We start from the raw sequence: 16,672 nt of genomic DNA on the forward strand, positions 1-16,672 counted from the left end.
GGTACCCCGAGACGCCCCGTCGGTCACGGCCGGTGGCCGACCGGTCGGTCGCCGGCGTGACGGGCGGGCCCTCACGGTCCTCTCGTGATGGGTGCGCGGCCGGTGGGAGGCCCGTCCCGTCGCCCCGGAGCGCGGCGGGGGTCGCCGCAGGCGCTCCGTAGCCTGTGGCCCATGCCTCGCCCTCCCGCCGCGCCCAGTTCCGGGCACCGCGGTCACCGCACGAACTGGCTGCGGGCCGCGGTCCTCGGCGCGAACGACGGGATCGTCTCGACCGCCGGGCTCGTGCTCGGCGTCGTCGCCTCCGGTGCCGGCGCCACCGCGATCCTCACCGCCGGCATCGCGGGCCTCGTCGCCGGCGCGCTCTCCATGGCCGCCGGCGAGTACGTCTCCGTCTCGTCGCAGCGCGACGTGGAGCGGGCGGATCTCGAGCTCGAACGGCGCGAGCTCGAGGTCGACCCCGCGGGCGAGCTGGCCGAGCTGACGGCGATCTACGAGCGCCGCGGCCTGCCGACCCGCCTGGCGCAGGAGGTCGCGGTCACGCTCTCGGAGGACGACGCGCTCGCCGCCCACGTCCGCGACGAGCTCGGGATCGAGGACGACCGCCGCGCCCGGCCGCTGCAGGCCGCGATCTCGTCGGCCGTGGCGTTCTCCGCCGGCGCGCTCCTCCCCCTGCTGGCGGCCGAGCTCGCCCCGGTTTCGGCGCGCACGGCCGCCATCGTCGTCGTCAGCCTGGCGGCCCTCGTGCTGCTGGGCGCCGCGGGCGCCCGGCTCGGCGGCGCGCCGCGGACCCCCGCCGCCCTGCGCGTCCTGGGCTGGGGGTCCGCAGCGATGGCGATCACCTACGGCATCGGTGCGCTCGTCGGCACGGCGGTCTGAGCGACGGCCCTACCCCTGGGCGGGGAGCTGCTGCACCGACCAGCGGTTGCCGTCGGGATCGGCGAAGTGCACGAACCCGCCCCACGGCTGCTGATCGACGTCGCTCACCTCGACCCCGCGGCGGGTGAGCTCGGCGTGGGCCTCCTCGATGTCCTCCACCACGACCTGCAGCCCGCCCCCCGCTCCCGGCGCGGCCTCGGTGATGCCCTCGCCGATCACGATGGAGCACGCCGACCCGGGAGGGGTGAGCTGCACGAAGCGCAGCCCCTCGTGCACGCGGTGGTCGTGGTCGGCGACGAACCCGGCCCGCTCGTAGAACGCCTTCGCGCGGTCGACGTCGGTGACGGCGACCGCCACCAGCTCCAGCTTCATGTCCATCTCGTGCTCCCCGTCGTGGTGCCGGCGACGCCCCTGGTGGACGCCGTAGATGCACTCTGCCGGGGCACGCGGTCAGGGACGGTCCGCGTCGGGGTCGCGCTCGACGGGCAAGCCCGCCGCCGCCCAGGCCTCGAACCCGCCCTCGAGGTCGGTGGCACGCGCGAAGCCGAGCCCCTGCAGGTCGCGGGCGGCCAGGCTCGAGGAGTAGCCGTGGTCGCAGACGAGCACCACGCGTGCGTCCAGTCCGGGCGCGCGGGGGTCGCGCCACGGGCAGTCCGGGTCCAGCCGCCACTCGAGCACCGTGCGGGGGAACCGCAGCGCGCCGGGGATCGCCCCGCCGCGCGCCACGTGGTCCTCGGCGCGCACGTCGACCAGGACGGCGTCTCCGGCCGCCACCGCGTCGTGGGCCTGCCGCGCGCTCAGGCGCTCGAGGCCCGCCCGCGCGGCTTCCAGGCGGGCGGCGATGGTCGTCCGCGGCTCGGACGCTCCTGGGGCGCCGTCGTCCGAGCGCGACCCGGCGGGTCGGGTGGCGCCGAGGTCCGGCCCGTCCATCTCAGATCCCGAGGCGCGGGTACTCGATGGCCGGGCAGCGGTCCATGACGACGGTCAGCCCGGCGGCGCGCCCGCGCTCCGCGGCCGCCACGTCGATCACGCCGAGCTGGAGCCACGCCGCCGACGCCCCGATCCCGATCGCCTCGTCGACGTGCACCCCGGCCTGGTCGGAGCGCCGGAAGACGTCGACCACGTCGATCTCGTGGTCCTCCCGCGCCGCCGCGAGGGTCGGGTACGCCCGCTCGCCCAGGATCTCGTCCTCGGCGGGGTGGATCGGCACGATCGTGTTGCCGCGGGAGCGCAGGAGCGCCGCGATCCGGTGGCTGTCGCGCTCGGGCCGCGGGGAGCAGCCGACGACGGCCCAGACGCGAGGCGCACCCAGGAGCGCCCGGATCTCGTCGTCCGTGGCGGTGGACGGTCCGAAGGAGGACATGGGTCGACCGTAGCGCGCGAGGAGAGGGGCGGGCCCCGGCCCGTGCGTCTCGGGCCGGACCGCGTCGGACGTCGCCACGGCACGGCCCACCCGCGGGGGGGGGCGGGCCCCGGCCCGTGCGTCTCGGGCCGGACCGCGTCGGACGTCGCCACGGCACGGCCCACCCGCGGGACGGTTCCCTGGCGCGCAGGACCCCGACGGGCTAGCGTGCGGCGCATGCCCTCCGTCCGCCTTCCCGGTCCGCTGAAGAAGCTCGCCGGCGGCCGCGCCGAGCACCGCCTGCCGGGCGCCACCGTGACCGAGGTGTTGCGGGCCCTGGCGGAGGAGGAGCCGGCGACGGACGGCTGGCTGCTCGACGAGCGCGGGCACCTGCGGCCCCACATCTCGGTCTTCGTCAACGGCGAGCGGTCGACGCCCGAGGCCCCCGTGGGCGAGGCCGACCGGGTCGACGTGCTCCAGGCGATCTCGGGCGGCTGAGGTCCGCGGGACGGCGGCAGCGCACCGATCGCGCCCGGCCGCCGCGCCGATGAGTCTCGCGCCCACGAGCAGTCCGAAGCACGACGGCCCGCTGCGGCGCCGCCGACCACGACCGAGGAGACCGCGATGAGCGACGTGCTGGTGGGGACGAAGAAGGGCCTGTTCGTGCTGGAGGGCCGGCCGGGGGCGCCGTTCGGGGTCCGGGCGCGCGCGTTCGCCGGCGACCCGGTCGAGTACGCGGTGCGGGACCCGCGCACGGGCCGGACCTTCGCCGGCGTGGCCTCCCCCTTCTACGGCCCCAAGCTGTTCTGGACGGACGACCTCGACGGGGAGTGGACCCAGGCGACGGGCCTCGAGCTGCCGGCCGGGAGCGGCCAGGCGTTCCAGCGGCTGTGGACGCTCGTGCCGGGCGAGGCCGAGGGCCAGCTGTGGGCGGGCGGCGACCCCGGGGTGCTCTTCGAGAGCCGCGACGGCGGGGCGAGCTGGACGCTGAACCGCGCGCTGTGGGACGAACCGTCGCGGCCGGACTGGCAGCCGGGCGGGGGCGGCCTGTGCCTGCACTCGGTCGTCCCGTGGCCCGGCGAGCCCGACCGCCTGGCGATCGCGATCTCGGCCGCCGGGGTGTGGCTGACGGACGACGGTGGTGCGAGCTGGCGGCGCGGCAACCAGGGCCTCGTCCCGAAGTACCTGCCCGAGGACGTGCCCGACGACGAGATCGCCCTCTGCGTGCACGCCCTGCAACGCGCCCCGCTGCGCCCGGAGCGCGTGTTCATGCAGTTCCACGGCGGCGTGTACCGCTCCGACGACGGCGGCGAGACGTGGACGGACATCGGCGCGGGCACCGCGCTGCCATCCGAGTTCGGGTTCCCCATCGCCGTCGATCCCACCGACCCCGACAGCGCGTTCCTGCTCCCGCTCGCCGGCGACTTCGACCGCGTGACGCCCGACGGCCGCGTGCGCGTCTTCGAGACGCGCGACGCCGGCGCGAGCTGGGCCGCCCGCGGTGACGGACTCCCGCAGGAGCACGCCTACCTGACGATCCTCCGCAAGGCGTTCGCGCGCAGCGGCGACGACGCCGGGTTCGAGTTGTACTTCGGCGCGACGTCGGGCGACGTCTACGGCTCGGGCGACGCCGGGGCCACGTGGAGCCACGTGGCCGCGCAGCTGCCGCCGGTGTATTCGGTCAGCGCGACGGGCTGAGCGGGTCCGGGGCGGGCGGCCGACTGAGGCGGATTCCCGTCGAATGACGAGCGGAACCCGCCTCGACCGCAGCGCGACGCACACGACGGCGGGGTCGAGGCGGATCGTCGTCGCCGGACGACCGGAATCCGCCTCGACCCGCCCGGTCCCGCCGGACGCCCGCCCTACGCGAAGAGGCGAGCCAGTGCGGCGTGGGCCGTCGAGAGGTCCTCGAGGCCGGCGTCGGCGTGCTGGGCGCCGCAGCGGACGTCGAGGCGGCTGCCCCCGACGGTGCCGATGACGGTGACGGAGGACGTCTCGGCGAGCTCGGCGAGCGTCTCGGCGGAGCCCGTGACGACGAAGCCGCCCGGGGCCTCGCCGAAGAGCGACACGCGGCCGTCCTCGTCGCCCACGGCGAACGGGTCGAGGTCGACCGTGGCGCCGATGCCGCCGGCCAGCGCCGACTCGGCGAGGGCGACGAGCAGGCCGCCCTCCGCGACGTCGTGGCAGCTCGCGAGCAGGCCCTTGCGGACCGCCTCGCGCACCGCGACGATCGCGGCGACGGTGTGGTCGAGGTCCCAGTCCGGCAGGCCGTCGGGCAGCGCGCGACCCTCGAGCTTCGACAGCTCGGAGAGCGCGAGCTGCGGGGCGAAGGAGCCGACGAGGGCGATCAGGTCGCCGTCGCCGCCGAAGCCCATCGGCACCGTGCGCTGCACGTCGGGGACCTTGCCGACCATGCCGACGACCGGCGTCGGGTAGATCGGGCCCGTGGTGCCCTCGTTGTAGAGGGACACGTTGCCGCCGACCACCGGGGAGCCGACCGCGCGGCAGGCGTCGCCGAGGCCGCGCACGGCCTCGGTCAGCTGCCAGGCGATGTGCGGCTTCTCGGGGTTGCCGAAGTTCAGGTTGTTCGTCAGGCCCAGCGGCTCGGCGCCGACGCAGGCGAGGTTCGCGGCGCACTCCAGGACGTTCCAGATCGTCCCGCGGTACGGGTCGGCGGCGACGCGCCGGCCGGAGCCGTCGATGGCCACGCCGACACCCGGGATCGGGGCGCCGTGCAGGTCGTCCACGCCGGGACCGCTCGTCACGTCGCCGGGCTGGGCCGGCGTGCCCGCCGTGCCCGTGGCGCCGACGGAGCCGGCGGGGCCGGGGATCTGCAGGACGGCGGCGTCCGTCTGGCCCGGGCGGCGGACCGTCCGCGACTGGACGATGGAGTCGTACTGCTCGAACAGCGGGCGACGGTCGGCGATGTTCGCCGAGGCCAGCAGGCGCAGGAGCGCGTCGGAGGCGTCCGTGCCGTCCGGGATCCGCCGCTCCGGCGCCGGGTAGATCGGCTCCGTCGGCTTCTCGGGGTAGATGTCGTAGAGCGGGCAGTCGTCGACGAGCGCCGGCACCGGCATGTCGCCGACGAGGTCCTCGCCGTCCCACACCCGGAAGCGGCCCGTGTCCGTCACGACGCCGATCGCGGTGCCGTGGACGTCCCACTTGTCCGTGATCGCGATGACGTCGGCGACCTTGTCGGGCGTCACGACGCAGAGCATGCGCTCCTGCGACTCGGAGACCATGACCTCGAACGGCTCGAGGCCCTCCATGCGGCGCGGGACGAGCTGGACGTCGAGGTCGAGGCCCACCTCGCCCTTGCTCGCCATCTCGGAGGCGGCGGAAGTGAGGCCGGCGGCGCCGAGGTCCTGGAGCGAGACGAGCAGGTCCCGGTCGAGCAGCTCGAGCGAGCACTCGACGAGCTTGGACTCCTCGAACGGATCCCCGACCTGCACCGTGGGGCGCTTGGAGGCGTCGTCCTCGCCGAGCTCGGCCGAGGCCAGGACGGACGCGCCGCCGATGCCGTCCGCCCCCGTGGCGGCGCCGAAGAGCACGACGACGTTGCCCACGCCGGTGGCGGCGGAGCGGATCATCCGCTCCTCGCGCGCCAGCCCGAGCGCCATCGCGTTGACGAGGCAGTTCGTCTCGTACGGGGCCTCGAAGTAGACGTCGCCGCCGATGTTCGGCACGCCGATGGAGTTGCCGTAGTGGCCGATGCCGCGCACGGCCCCGTCCAGCAGGAACTTCGAGCGGGCGATGCCGGGCGTGTCGGCCGCGGCCTCGTCGACGGAGTCGACCTCGCCGAAGCGCAGCGCGTCGAGCACCGCGATCGGCCGGGCGCCGAGGGCGAAGATGTCGCGCAGGATGCCGCCGACGCCGGTCGCGGCACCCTGGAACGGCTCGACCGCCGAGGGGTGGTTGTGCGACTCGACCTTGAACGCCACGGTCCAGCCGTCGCCGACGTCGACCGCGCCGGCGTTCTCGCCCGGGCCGAGGACGACCGCGGGGCCCTCCGTCGGGAGCGTCCCCAGCAGCTTCTTCGAGTGCTTGTACGAGCAGTGCTCGCTCCACATGAGCGAGAACATCGCCAGCTCGACCTGCACGGGCTCGCGGCCCATCTTCTCCACGACGAGGTCGTACTCCGACTCCGTCAGGCCGAGGGCCTTGGCCCGCTCGAGGCCGGGCGCGTCGCCAATCGGGGTGGTCCCGTCGGGCAGCTCGCGGGCGGCGGGGCGAAAGGTCTGGTCTGCGCTCATATGTCTGGGTCAGCCGCACAAGAGATCTCGCGCCGGCCGCCGTGGCATTCTAGCCGGGCTAGTCCGGCCGCCGAGATACGCAAGACCGGTTTCAGCCGACCACCGCATTCGAATATTCTGCACGAACCTTTACACGGACGCCATCTGAACATACGGTGGCGATGTGGAATACGAGCTCTCACGACTCTCATCGCGCTCGTTCGAGCAGCTGATTCAAGCACTTGCCCTACGCCACCTAGGCGAGGGAGTTGTCATCTTCGGAGACGGCCCAGACGGTGGCCGAGAAGCGACATATACCGGAACCTCAGGCTATTCACCATCCGGCGAACCGTGGAGCGGGTACATAGTTGCCCAAGCCAAGTTTAGACAGCGGCCCCTCGGAACGGAAGCCGACGGCCCTTGGGCTCTTAAGAACCTACAGTCCGAACTAGCGAAGTTTGCCGCGGCCGAAGACGGACGGCCCCGCCCAGAGTATTACCTCTTCGCAACAAATGCCGTCTTGAGTCCAACCACGGGGGGACTCAAGGACCAGGCCGAATCTACGCTCGCTCAAGCGCAGGCGGATTGGGGCCTCAAAGGCTACGACATCTGGGACTACGACAAGCTAGTCGCGCTGATTAACAACGACGCCGAAGTGAGAACCCGTTTCGGGTGGATTACGGCGGGGGACGTCCTGGCAGCGATGCTTGATCGTATTGAGGACCGCGAGCCAGACTTCGCTCGAACGATCAGCAACTTCCTCCAGAAGGAACTCATCAGCGACCGGTTCGTGCGCCTTGAAGAGGCGGGCCACACAACCCAAGAACCGACGCACTTGAGTCGTGTCTTTGTTGACCTGCCCGTGAAAGGCGACGCTTTCGCGGGCCCCGACATGTTTCTCCGACACCTCCTCGACGAGACGTCTGTCATCGCGGCAGCGCCGGGTGAACTGGAACCGACCAGGGCTCCTCGAGTCGTCTTGAAGGGCGGTCCAGGGCAGGGAAAGACGACCCTCGGCCAGTTCGCGTGCCAGGTGTTTCGAGCGGGCCTGCTGCGGGATTCGGGGGCTCTGACCACCGAAGGGCGAGCCGCCGTCGAAGCTACCCGCAGCCGCCTCGAAGAAATGCAGCTTCCCTTCGGAGTCGGCCCCCGCTTTCCGATACGAGTGGTCCTCACCGACTTTGCACGAGCACTCACCGCATCCCCGCCCCCAACGCTCCTCCAGTGGATCTGCGGGCGCGTCGGACAGCGGGTCGGCACGGAGATCTCGACAGAGACATTCCGTCGATGGCTCTCGACTTACCCGTGGTTCCTCGTGCTCGACGGCTTGGACGAAGTTCCTGCGAACGCCGGTCGAGGCCTAGTGATGGACGCTATCCAGGACTTCTGGGTGGACGTTGCGCAAAGTCAAGGCGACGTGGCTGTCCTAGCAACGACACGCCCCCAAGGCTACAACCGCGAGTTCTCGCCCGACCACTTCGAGCACCGGGATCTAGCCGATTTGCCGAGCGAACTGGCACTTAACTACGGATCCATGCTCGCCGAGGCGCGGTATGGGAAAGATGGGGACCGAGCTCGTATCGTGATCGGACGACTCGAACGGGCGGTGGCTGACAACACTACGGCTCATCTGATGCGCAGCCCCCTCCAAGTGGCCATTATGGTGGCGCTTGTTGATCGCCTTGGCCAACCCCCGCACGAACGCTGGAGCCTGTTCCACGAGTACTACGAGATCATCTACCAGCGCGAGCGCGAGCGCGACACTGACGCATCGCCGATACTCAGAGACTACAAGCCCGACATCGACGTCATCCACGAGCGGGTAGGCCTTACGCTGCAGGTCTTGACCACATTTCAGGGCCATTCAGACCCGCGAATCTCAACCGCACAACTTACGTCGATTGTTGATTCTCGCCTGGAACAAGAAGGCCATACCTCCACGGATAGCGACGCAATCTCCGCAGAGATCAAGCTGGCAGCAGAACTCCGCCTCGTGTTCCTGGTTGGGGCAGAGCAGGACCGCGTTGGCTTCGAGATTCGAAGCCTTCAGGAGTTCATGGCGGCAGGCGCTCTCACTACGGGGGAGGGCGACAAGGTCGTTGAACGACTCCGTCGGATCGCGCACCTACCGAGTTGGCGAAACGTAGTTCTATTCGGATTCGGACGGTGCTTCGTCGAACGTCAGCATCTCCGGCCGTTGCTTCTGTCGATGTGCCGAGAGCTCGACATCGATGAGACGGAACCTTTCCTGGGCCGGACCCGCGCGGGGGCCCGGCTCGCCGCAGATCTGTTGACCGAGCGCATCGGGCAGCACCAGCCGAAATACCGGCGACTTATCGGGCAGCACGCCCTCGACGCCCTCAGGTGCGCTGACTCCGACCTGCCTACTCAGCTCGCTGCGGGCTACTCGCCGGATCTTAGAAGTGTGTTCGAGCCCCGGGTGCTGGAACTCCTACACTCGGCGGTTCCAACTTGGCAAACCAGTGCCCGCCGTTGCCTTGCCGACCTAGCCCGCGGCGGGGCTGAATGGGCGGCGGCGGCACTCGTCTCGCACATCACTGAAGTTGCGTCTCGGGGCGCGACCTTTCCGGACCTCGGGTGGCTTTCCGAACTTGACCTCCCCATCGATGCAGTGACGCGAGCACTCGACTGCGGCACCCCCGCTGCGCTTGCACGGATAGCAGACGATGAAGATCTCGGCACCCTGGTTCCCGAGCTGGCCTGGGTCCGGGCCGCCGACGGCGCCGCGCGGGTCATGTACCCAACCAAGGAACCAGATCTGCGTCTGCGACTCGCGTCGGTTGGGAAAGCCGGGGCCGACGCAATCCGATCGTACGACAACGAGCTCGATGCTTCGCGAGCTTGGTCCTCCCCGTCGCTCATTCTCTTGCGCGAGGCGGTCCGCTTCGTAGAGACGGCCAATGCCGAGTCGCTCGCGGCTTGCCTTCGACGCATCGCGAGTTCTTTCGATCCGAGCGTTTACGCGGCGTGGCGGTCCCGCTTGCCCTGGCCGATGGCTCTCGCCCTCGGCTCGGCGCAAACCGAAGCGGACGTCCTCCGGTCCTCCGATGCAGCGGGCCACGCCGCCTTCGGCGACGCTGCCGATTGGGTTGAGGCTGAGGCTCGCTGGAAGGACGGAAGCGATCTCGTCACGGAACTTGCTCAACCACACGCCTTTCCGTTTTCGATTGCCGGCGCTCGCTTCTCGCACGGCCGTGACAAGACCGAAACCGCATCTGACCTTCTCGATGTCTGCGAGGCCCTGCACCAAGACGAACGGTTTGACGCAGCCGCCACGCTCGCCGGCATCGCCTTGTGGCGTGAAGGATTGAGGCCGATGTCCACGGCTACCCGCCTGCCGGCGGCGGCGCTGCTACGGCTGATGGATATTGCCGCTGGGCACGCGTTCTTCGTAGGCTTCGGCGTCTTCACCGCTCCGATGGCTGAGGACCGCCTCGCCGACGCGATCCGGTGTCTTCCCAAGGGCGCCAAACTCACATTCCACATCGCCCGCGGAGGGTCTCTGTCCCGAGCCGCGCTCGATTCGGTGTGCGGGACCGTCCTCAATGAGCCAACGCCGCGTGGCGTCGAGGTCCTGGCCACGGCGCTCGCAAACGTGGAGCATCCGCTCGCCGACATCCCCAACGTCTCCGCGCTGACGAGCGACCGCTACGGAGCCCACGGCGCACTCGTAGCGTTGCTTAGTCGACAGACCAACGGGGCCTCCCGTGCATTCGGGAGGCAGTGTGCCGCCAGCATCACCGACTCGGTAGTCACCCTGCTCAACGCCGACGCGGTGCAGGCCAGCGAGGGCTGGGATGACTTCCTGCTCGGGCTAGCGGAGGGTTTGCCAGCCGACTCGGCCCACGAGTACTGGGTGCAGGACGCGATGAACGAAGCCCTGTCCCGCCGAGTGACTCCGTTGGCGGACGAGAGCTTGTGGACCAAGCTCGATCTCTTCGAGCCACATCCGCTTTCGATCGATTCGGAGGCTTAGCTGATCACCCACGAACGCCCCCACAGGCGTAGCCGCAGCCTAGAGCACGTCAGGCCGCGACGCCGCTCAGCAGCGAGCGGAAGAGCACGAGGCCGTCGGCGGAGCCCGTGAGCGGGTCGACGGCATGCTCGGGGTGCGGCATCAGGCCGACGACGTTGCGGCTCTGGTTGCAGACGCCGGCGACGTCGTCGAGCGAGCCGTTGAAGTTGCCTCCCGCGGCGTAGCGGAAGACGACCTGGTCGTTCTCCCGGACCTCGGCGAGCATCTCCTCCGGCGCGTACCAGCGGCCGGACTGGTGCTTGGCCGGGATCGAGAGCAGCTGGCCCGGCTCGGCCGCGGCCGTCCAGGGGGTCGAGGTGGTCTCGACGGAGAGCTCGACCTGGCGGCAGACGAAGCGGCGGTTCGCGTTCTGCAGCAGCGCGCCCGGGAGCAGGCCGGCGGCGCAGAGGACCTGGAAGCCGTTGCAGATGCCGAGCACCGGACCGCCCTCGCGGGCGAAGTCGGCGACGGCGTCCATGACGGGGCTCAGCCCGGCGATGGCGCCGGCGCGGAGGTAGTCGCCGTAGGAGAAGCCACCCGGGATGACGACGGCGTCGACGCCCTTGAGGTCGCGGTCGCGGTGCCAGAGCAGCTCGGCGTCGCCGACGGAGCCGGCGGCGAGGAGCGCGTCGACCTCGTCACACGAGCCCGGAAACTGCGGAACGCCGATGCGGAGGGCCATGACTCGAGGCCCCCTACGACGCCGCGGGGACGTCGGTCTGGATCTCGTAGTCCTCGACGAGCGGGTTCACGAGGAGCTTCTCGCACATGGCCTCGAGCTCGTCCGTGTTCTCCACGTCGAGCTCGACGAGGCGACCGATGCGCACGTTGGACGCCCCGCCGAAGCCGAGCTGCGGCAGCGCCTGCTCGACGGCGGTGCCCTGCGGATCGAGGATCCCGGCCTTGGGCCGGATGAGGATGCGGACGTGGGGCATCGAAAAGCTCGTGTTCGCGGCGGGGGCGGCGCCCGGAGGGGCGGCGCGACGACGCCACGGAGGGTACCGGGCCGGTCCGGCGATTCGGCCCCCGGCACCCGACACGGCGCTCCGCGCCGCCGCCGGGCCGGCGGCGCGTGCGCCCGCCGGGCGTCCTCGAGCCCTGGCGCGAGCCCAGTGACACGGGCGGGCCACCCTGGCGCCGGCCGGCCCCACCAGGCATGATCCGGCCCGCGTGTCCGGGACATCCCGGAGGTGACGCCGGGGCATCCCGTCTAGGCGGGGACGTGCGCCTGAAGCAGGATCGTCCCCATGTCCCAGGAACCCTTCGACCGTCCCCCCTCCGAGCCCGCCGGGCCGCCCCGCGCGGACCGGCCCGGCGCCGACGCCGCCTCTCCAGCCGGCGGTACCGCCCCGACGGACTCCCCCGGCGCCGCGGGCGGGCCCACGCCCGCGGCGGGGTCGGCACAGGCGGCCGGCCGGCGGATGTCCACCGTGGTACCCCAGGTCGCCGTCGGCGTGGTCGCGCTCGTCGCCGCCGCCTGGCTCGCCGTCGCCTCGGCGGTGGTCACCCTCTTCGGCGGCATCGCGGCCGTCGCCATCGCGCTCGTCGTCCTCGCCGTCGTGCTGCTCCGGTGGCACGGGCGCGGCAGGGGGTGGTTGGCCCTGCCGTTGCTGGCCATCGCCATCCCCGCCGTGGCGGTCGCGGCGACGGGCGAGCGGATCGCCGCGCAGTCCGGGGTCGAGGTCCACGTACCGCTGACCCCGGAGGAGGTCCCGCGGGATGGCTATCGGACGGGACTCGGCGAGCAGCTCGTCGACCTCCGCCGCCTGACGATCCCGGCCGGCACCACCGTGGGCGTCAAGGCCCGCTCCGACCTGAGCCGCACGGTCGTCGCCCTCCCCCGCGGCGCCTGCTGGAACCTGGACGTCCGGTGGCGCACGGGGCGTCTGTGGCTGCCCGGGATCGACGAGCAGCAGTGGGTCGGGGGGCTCGACGCACGGGGCCGCTACGTCGACGCGTGGGCCCGGCGGCGTCGCGGCGCCTGGTCGCAGGCGTTCGAGGGACGCATCGCGCTCCTGGGTCGCGTCCGGCGGGCGTCGAGCGGCCGATGGGTGTCCCGGGTCGCCGACCCCGGCGCCCCGACGCTGCGCGTCGAGCTGCGCTCCGCCGGCAGCTCCTTCGTCGTCCGCGACTTCCCCGACGATGTCGAACCGCTCCTGACCCCCACGTGGCCCATGACGCTCTCGGCGCCCCTTACCCCGGCGCAGCGCCGCGGGGGCTTCACGACACCGCGCGAGAGCCCGGCGGCGGCACGGGCATGGGAGCGCTACGAGGTGCGGCGATCGGCGTTCGCCGAGCGTTCGCGGGCGCTGCTCGACGGGGGCTGCGAGCGGAAGGTGGTGACCCCGTGAGCGCGTCCGTGCACCCGGGGCCCGGCTCCCGCCAGGCGCGGCTCGTCGGTCCGGCGCACCGTCTGCGGGCGGACCCGGTGGCGGCGCTCGCCCTCGTGCTCGCAGGGACCGTCGCCCTCACGGCGCTCGGCTCGCTCGGCCACACGCTGGCTCTCAGCGCGCTGCTCGCCACCACGGGCGTGGTCGTGGCCCGCGCGCTGGCCGTCGCGTGGCGGCGTCGCGTCACCATCGTCGGGCCCGCTGTGGGCCTCTCCGTCTACCTCCTCGCCGCGTTCCTCTTCGCGCGCCCGTCCTACGGGACCTGGGCCCAGATGCTCACCCACGAGCGGATGACGATGGACAAGGCGTTCGGGGGCACCGTGGTGACCCTCGCGCTCGCCGCGCCGGTGCTCGTCTTCGCGGGGACGCGACGGGTCGCCGGCTGGCGTCGTGCGAGCGTCGGGACGCCGTGGCGCAGCCTCGTTGCCAGTCCCGAGCCCGCCGCGGGGGGCGCGGGTTCCGGTGGGCGACGGAGCACCGGAACGGAGGCACGACGTGGCGCCGCCGAGGCCGCGACCGGTGCGCTCGCCGCCCTCGTGATCATGATGGCGTACGTCAGCACCGAATCGGCGCAGCGCGGCGCGTCCGTCGGCACGGTCGTCTTGAGCCCGGTCGTCGGCCTGCTCGCCCTCGTCGGCGCCCCGGCCCTCCTCGCCCTGGTCGTCGTCGGCCGACGCGACCGCGCGGAGCGCGAGCTGGCGGTGCACCGGCAGGCGGTCGCCGCGCACCTCCACGACTCCGTGCTGCAGACGTTCGCCCTGATCCAGCGCAACCTCCACGACCCCGAGCGGGTGCGGCGGCTCGTGCGGACCCAGGAGCGCGAGCTGCGGACCTGGCTGTCGGGCCGCGAGGTCGACGCGCTCGAGGCCACCCTCGCCGGCGCGCTGCGCGCCACCGCCGACCTCGTGGAGGAGGAGCACGGCGTGACCATCGAGGTCGAGATCCTGGACGACGCCGACGTGCTCGAACGCGACCGTCCCCTGCTCGACGCCACGCGCGAGGCCCTGCGCAACGCCGCGCGTCACGGCGGCGGCGCGGCGATCCGCGTCCTGGCGGAGCGCACCGGACCGCCACACCCGGCGACGGTCGTCTACGTCCGCGACGACGGCCCCGGGTTCGTGCCCGACGCCGTGGCCCCGGAGCGGCGCGGCGTGCGCGACTCCATCGTCGGGCGGATGGAGGCGGCCGGCGGCACCGCACGGATCGACACCGCGCCCGGCGCCGGGACCGAGATCGTGCTGACCCTGCCCGACGAGCCCCGGGAGCCCCGATGAGCGCCCCGAACCCGAACCCCGACCCGTCCACGCCGCCGCGGGTCGTCCTGGTCGACGACCACGAGCTGTTCCGCTCCGGCGTCCGCGGCGAGCTGCGGGACGCGTGCGAGATCGTCGGCGAGGCCGGCGACGTCGCCGAGGCCATCGCCACCGTGCTGCGCACCGCCCCCGACGTCGTCCTGCTCGACGTCCACCTGCCGGGGGGCGGCGCCGTCGAGGTCCTGCGCGCGCTGCGGGCGGCGCGCTGCACCGCGCAGGTCCTGGCGCTCTCCGTCTCGGACGCGCCCGACGACGTGGTGGCGGTCATCCGGGCCGGGGCGAGCGGCTACGTCACGAAGACCATCAGCCCGGCGGACCTCGTCGACGCGATCCGCACCACCCGCGCCGGCGAGCCGGTCTTCGGGCCGCGGCTGGCGGCCTTCGTCCTGCGGGCGTTCGCGGACGGCCCGGTCGTCGCGGGCCCCGATGACCTCGAAGGTCTGACGCCCCGCGAGCGCGAGGTCCTCCACCACCTCGCCCGGGGCTACGCCTACAAGCAGATCGGGTTGCGGATGGACATCAGTCCCCGCACGGTGGAGTCGCACGTGAGCGCCGTCCTGCGCAAGCTCCAGCTCACGAGCCGACACGAGGTCAGCCGGTGGGCGGCAGAGCGCGGCCTGCTCGAGTGAGGCCGGCGGGTCGGCGGCGCGCCCGGACGGGCGTCTCCCGCCCAACCGCCCGAACCCCCCGTTCGGACGGCCCCGACGGGTGACGGGACGCACCCCAGCGGGCACCGACCCCTGCGAGCATGGTTGTCGGTCGCACGCAGGTTCGGTCCGATCGACCGCGCCGCCACTCCGTCCCACGACCGCCTCGCCCATGAGTACCTCCTCCGCCCCCACGGCCGACGCCGCCCCGTCCTCGGACGCCGCCGCATCGCGCCGCCTACCGATCGCCATCCTCGCGCTGGCGATCGCCGCGTTCGCGATCGGCTCGACGGAGTTCACGATCATCGGGCTGCTGCCCGAGGTCGCGGAGGACCTCGAGGTCTCCATCCCGACCGCCGGCCTGCTCGTCTCGGGCTACGCGATCGGCGTGGTGATCGGCGCGCCGCTGATGACGGCCGCGGGCACGAAGGTGCGTCGCCACCGGCTGCTCCTGATCCTCATGGCGATCTTCACCGTCGGCAACGTGCTGTCGGCGATCGCCCCCTCCTACGGGCTGCTGCTCGTCAGCCGCGTGCTCTCCGCGCTGCCCCACGGCGCGTTCTTCGGCGTCGCCTCCGTCGTGGCCGCCGAGCTCGTCCCGCCGCACCAGCGCCACAAGGCCGTGGCCACGATGTTCACGGGCCTGGCGATGTCGAACGTCGTCGGCGTCCCCCTCGGCACCCTGCTGGGCCAGGAGCTCGGCTGGCGCGTGTCCTTCTGGGTGATCGCGCTGCTCGGCGTGCTCTCCGCCGTGGCGATCCTGCGCCTGATCCCACCGATGTCCGCCGGATCGTCGCTGCGCAACGAGCTCGCCGCGTTCCGCCGTGTGCGCGTGTGGCTCGTGCTCGCGATCATCGTCTTCGGCTTCGGCGGGCTGTTCACGATCGTCGGCTACATCAAGCCGCTGATGACGGACGAGGCCGGACTCTCGGCCAACGCGGTGCTCCCCGTGCTCGCCGTCCTGGGCCTCGGCATGGTCCTCGGCACGCGCCTCGTCGACCCGATCACCCGCGGCCGTCGGTTGTCCCACGTCGTCCCGGTGATGCTGACGCTGATGGTCGGCGTGCTGCTGCTCTTCGTCGTCGGCTCGTCGAGCGCCCCGGTGGCGATCCTCCTCGTGTTCCTCCTCGGGGCCGTCGCCTTCGCCGGGGCGACGCCGATGCAGGCGATGGCGATGGACGTCGCCCGCGAAGCCCCGACCCTCACCTCGGCCGCCGCCCAGGGCGCGTTCAACCTGGGCAACGCGCTGGGCCCAGCGCTCGGTGGCCTGGCGATCAACGCCGGCTTCGGCTACGCGGCGCTGGGCTGGGTCGGCGCGGCGATCGGCGCCGTCGGCGTGGCGCTGGCGCTGCTCTTCGTGCGCCTGCAGACGCGGGACGCGGCGGCCGCCGCCGCGGTCCCGCCGCGCGCGGCCGGCTGCCCCGCGGACTGAGCGTCCCCCGCCGTGTCAGTCGTACGCGGGACTGGTACAACCCGGGAGTGTCCTCCCCCATGCAGCGCCTGCGCATCGCCTTCGGCCGCCCGAGCCTGAACGTTCCCCCCGACGGCCGACCGCTGCCTGCGATCGTGCTGGACGCGGTCGTGCGAGGCGCGGTCGCCGGAGCCCTCTTCTTCCTGTTCGGCGTGCTGTTCGGCGGCATCGGTCTGCGTCAGGCCATCATCTTCGGCGTCTTCATGGCGATCTTCTGGCTCGCCATGGGCCTCTGGGCCCGCCGGAAGGCGTCGACGCCGGGAGCCGGCGGGCGGAACGACGCGTCGGCCCCGTAGGACGCCGCCCGCGGACGACAGGCCCCGAGCCTTCCCGGTCCGTCGGACCGCAGACGCCGACCAGTCCCG

At 72.5% G+C, this 16,672-nt stretch carries 15 protein-coding genes; 9 read left to right on the top strand and 6 right to left on the bottom strand.

What is annotated here, in order from left to right:
• Positions 1–171 precede the first annotated feature (171 nt).
• Complete coding sequence (locus tag F593_RS0101725; RefSeq protein WP_022927035.1) at positions 172–876, top strand: VIT1/CCC1 transporter family protein; 705 nt, start codon at positions 172–174, stop codon at positions 874–876.
• Between the two features lie 9 nt (positions 877–885).
• On the opposite strand, the gene F593_RS0101730 is transcribed toward F593_RS0101725, so the two are convergent.
• The 3 genes from F593_RS0101730 to F593_RS0101740 all read right to left on the bottom strand — a co-directional run bounded on the left by F593_RS0101730 (position 886) and on the right by F593_RS0101740 (position 2,239).
• Positions 886–1,254: a VOC family protein gene (locus F593_RS0101730; RefSeq protein ID WP_022927036.1), complete on the bottom strand. Its 369-nt coding sequence runs from the start codon at positions 1,252–1,254 to the stop codon at positions 886–888.
• Positions 1,255–1,326: 72 nt separating this feature from the next.
• A complete protein-coding gene (locus tag F593_RS0101735) occupies positions 1,327–1,806 on the bottom strand; it encodes a rhodanese-like domain-containing protein (protein WP_084629246.1) in 480 nt (159 codons plus the stop codon).
• Position 1,807: 1 nt separating this feature from the next.
• On the bottom strand, positions 1,808–2,239 hold the full coding sequence (locus F593_RS0101740; protein WP_022927037.1) for a CoA-binding protein: 432 nt from the start codon (positions 2,237–2,239) through the stop codon (positions 1,808–1,810).
• A gap of 216 nt (positions 2,240–2,455) precedes the next feature.
• On the opposite strand from F593_RS0101740, the gene F593_RS0101745 reads away from it, so the two are divergent.
• Both F593_RS0101745 and F593_RS0101750 read left to right on the top strand, forming a co-directional pair.
• Entirely contained in the window at positions 2,456–2,716 is a 261-nt protein-coding gene (locus F593_RS0101745; protein WP_022927038.1) for a MoaD/ThiS family protein, read from the top strand.
• 126 nt (positions 2,717–2,842) lie between these two features.
• Complete coding sequence (locus F593_RS0101750; RefSeq protein ID WP_022927039.1) at positions 2,843–3,916, top strand: WD40/YVTN/BNR-like repeat-containing protein; 1,074 nt, start codon at positions 2,843–2,845, stop codon at positions 3,914–3,916.
• A gap of 164 nt (positions 3,917–4,080) precedes the next feature.
• Here F593_RS0101750 and purL read toward each other — a convergent pair whose 3' ends face one another.
• The gene (gene purL, locus F593_RS0101755; RefSeq protein ID WP_022927040.1) at positions 4,081–6,471 is read right to left on the bottom strand and encodes a phosphoribosylformylglycinamidine synthase subunit PurL; all 2,391 of its coding nucleotides are present in this window, start codon (positions 6,469–6,471) and stop codon (positions 4,081–4,083) included.
• A gap of 163 nt (positions 6,472–6,634) precedes the next feature.
• On the opposite strand from purL, the gene F593_RS0101760 reads away from it, so the two are divergent.
• Positions 6,635–10,447 carry an NACHT domain-containing protein gene (locus F593_RS0101760; protein WP_157251479.1) on the top strand — a complete coding sequence of 1,271 codons (3,813 nt, stop codon included), beginning with the start codon at positions 6,635–6,637 and terminating at the stop codon, positions 10,445–10,447.
• A 49-nt stretch (positions 10,448–10,496) separates the two neighbouring features.
• Here the strand turns inward: F593_RS0101760 and purQ are convergent, their stop codons facing one another.
• Both purQ and purS read right to left on the bottom strand, forming a co-directional pair.
• Complete coding sequence (gene purQ / locus F593_RS0101765) at positions 10,497–11,168, bottom strand: phosphoribosylformylglycinamidine synthase subunit PurQ (RefSeq protein WP_022927042.1); 672 nt, start codon at positions 11,166–11,168, stop codon at positions 10,497–10,499.
• A gap of 13 nt (positions 11,169–11,181) precedes the next feature.
• A complete protein-coding gene (gene purS, locus F593_RS0101770; protein ID WP_022927043.1) occupies positions 11,182–11,421 on the bottom strand; it encodes a phosphoribosylformylglycinamidine synthase subunit PurS in 240 nt (79 codons plus the stop codon).
• A gap of 312 nt (positions 11,422–11,733) precedes the next feature.
• Between purS and F593_RS0101775 the strand changes: the two genes are divergently transcribed.
• From F593_RS0101775 to F593_RS0101795, 5 genes are all read left to right on the top strand, one after another.
• Positions 11,734–12,837: a hypothetical protein gene (locus F593_RS0101775; RefSeq protein WP_022927044.1), complete on the top strand. Its 1,104-nt coding sequence runs from the start codon at positions 11,734–11,736 to the stop codon at positions 12,835–12,837.
• The gene (locus F593_RS27595) at positions 12,834–14,150 is read left to right on the top strand and encodes a sensor histidine kinase (protein ID WP_022927045.1); all 1,317 of its coding nucleotides are present in this window, start codon (positions 12,834–12,836) and stop codon (positions 14,148–14,150) included. Before F593_RS0101775 ends, F593_RS27595 begins: the two co-directional genes overlap by 4 nt.
• Positions 14,147–14,818 carry a response regulator gene (locus F593_RS0101785; RefSeq protein ID WP_022927046.1) on the top strand — a complete coding sequence of 224 codons (672 nt, stop codon included), beginning with the start codon at positions 14,147–14,149 and terminating at the stop codon, positions 14,816–14,818. The genes F593_RS27595 and F593_RS0101785 overlap by 4 nt, the downstream gene beginning before the upstream one ends.
• Before the next feature lie 190 nt (positions 14,819–15,008).
• A complete protein-coding gene (locus F593_RS0101790; RefSeq protein ID WP_022927047.1) occupies positions 15,009–16,268 on the top strand; it encodes an MFS transporter in 1,260 nt (419 codons plus the stop codon).
• A 47-nt stretch (positions 16,269–16,315) separates the two neighbouring features.
• Positions 16,316–16,603 carry a hypothetical protein gene (locus F593_RS0101795; protein ID WP_022927048.1) on the top strand — a complete coding sequence of 96 codons (288 nt, stop codon included), beginning with the start codon at positions 16,316–16,318 and terminating at the stop codon, positions 16,601–16,603.
• Positions 16,604–16,672 lie beyond the last annotated feature (69 nt).

It is taken from the genome of Patulibacter americanus DSM 16676, assembly GCF_000420025.1.
Classification (GTDB): Bacteria; Actinomycetota; Thermoleophilia; order Solirubrobacterales; family Solirubrobacteraceae; genus Patulibacter; species Patulibacter americanus.

What these genes read in the sequence shown, in the direction of transcription:
- purS (WP_022927043.1), bottom strand. Translation starts at nt 11,421, where the DNA reads ATGCCCCACGTCCGCATCCTCATCCGGCCCAAGGCCGGGATCCTCGAT.
- F593_RS0101785 (WP_022927046.1), top strand. Translation starts at nt 14,147, where the DNA reads ATGAGCGCCCCGAACCCGAACCCCGACCCGTCCACGCCGCCGCGGGTC.
- F593_RS0101750 (WP_022927039.1), top strand. Translation starts at nt 2,843, where the DNA reads ATGAGCGACGTGCTGGTGGGGACGAAGAAGGGCCTGTTCGTGCTGGAG.
- F593_RS0101725 (WP_022927035.1), top strand. Translation starts at nt 172, where the DNA reads ATGCCTCGCCCTCCCGCCGCGCCCAGTTCCGGGCACCGCGGTCACCGC.
- F593_RS0101790 (WP_022927047.1), top strand. Translation starts at nt 15,009, where the DNA reads ATGAGTACCTCCTCCGCCCCCACGGCCGACGCCGCCCCGTCCTCGGAC.
- F593_RS0101745 (WP_022927038.1), top strand. Translation starts at nt 2,456, where the DNA reads ATGCCCTCCGTCCGCCTTCCCGGTCCGCTGAAGAAGCTCGCCGGCGGC.
- F593_RS0101730 (WP_022927036.1), bottom strand. Translation starts at nt 1,254, where the DNA reads ATGGACATGAAGCTGGAGCTGGTGGCGGTCGCCGTCACCGACGTCGAC.
- F593_RS0101740 (WP_022927037.1), bottom strand. Translation starts at nt 2,239, where the DNA reads ATGTCCTCCTTCGGACCGTCCACCGCCACGGACGACGAGATCCGGGCG.
- F593_RS0101775 (WP_022927044.1), top strand. Translation starts at nt 11,734, where the DNA reads ATGTCCCAGGAACCCTTCGACCGTCCCCCCTCCGAGCCCGCCGGGCCG.
- purQ (WP_022927042.1), bottom strand. Translation starts at nt 11,168, where the DNA reads ATGGCCCTCCGCATCGGCGTTCCGCAGTTTCCGGGCTCGTGTGACGAG.
- purL (WP_022927040.1), bottom strand. Translation starts at nt 6,471, where the DNA reads ATGAGCGCAGACCAGACCTTTCGCCCCGCCGCCCGCGAGCTGCCCGAC.
- F593_RS0101735 (WP_084629246.1), bottom strand. Translation starts at nt 1,806, where the DNA reads ATGGACGGGCCGGACCTCGGCGCCACCCGACCCGCCGGGTCGCGCTCG.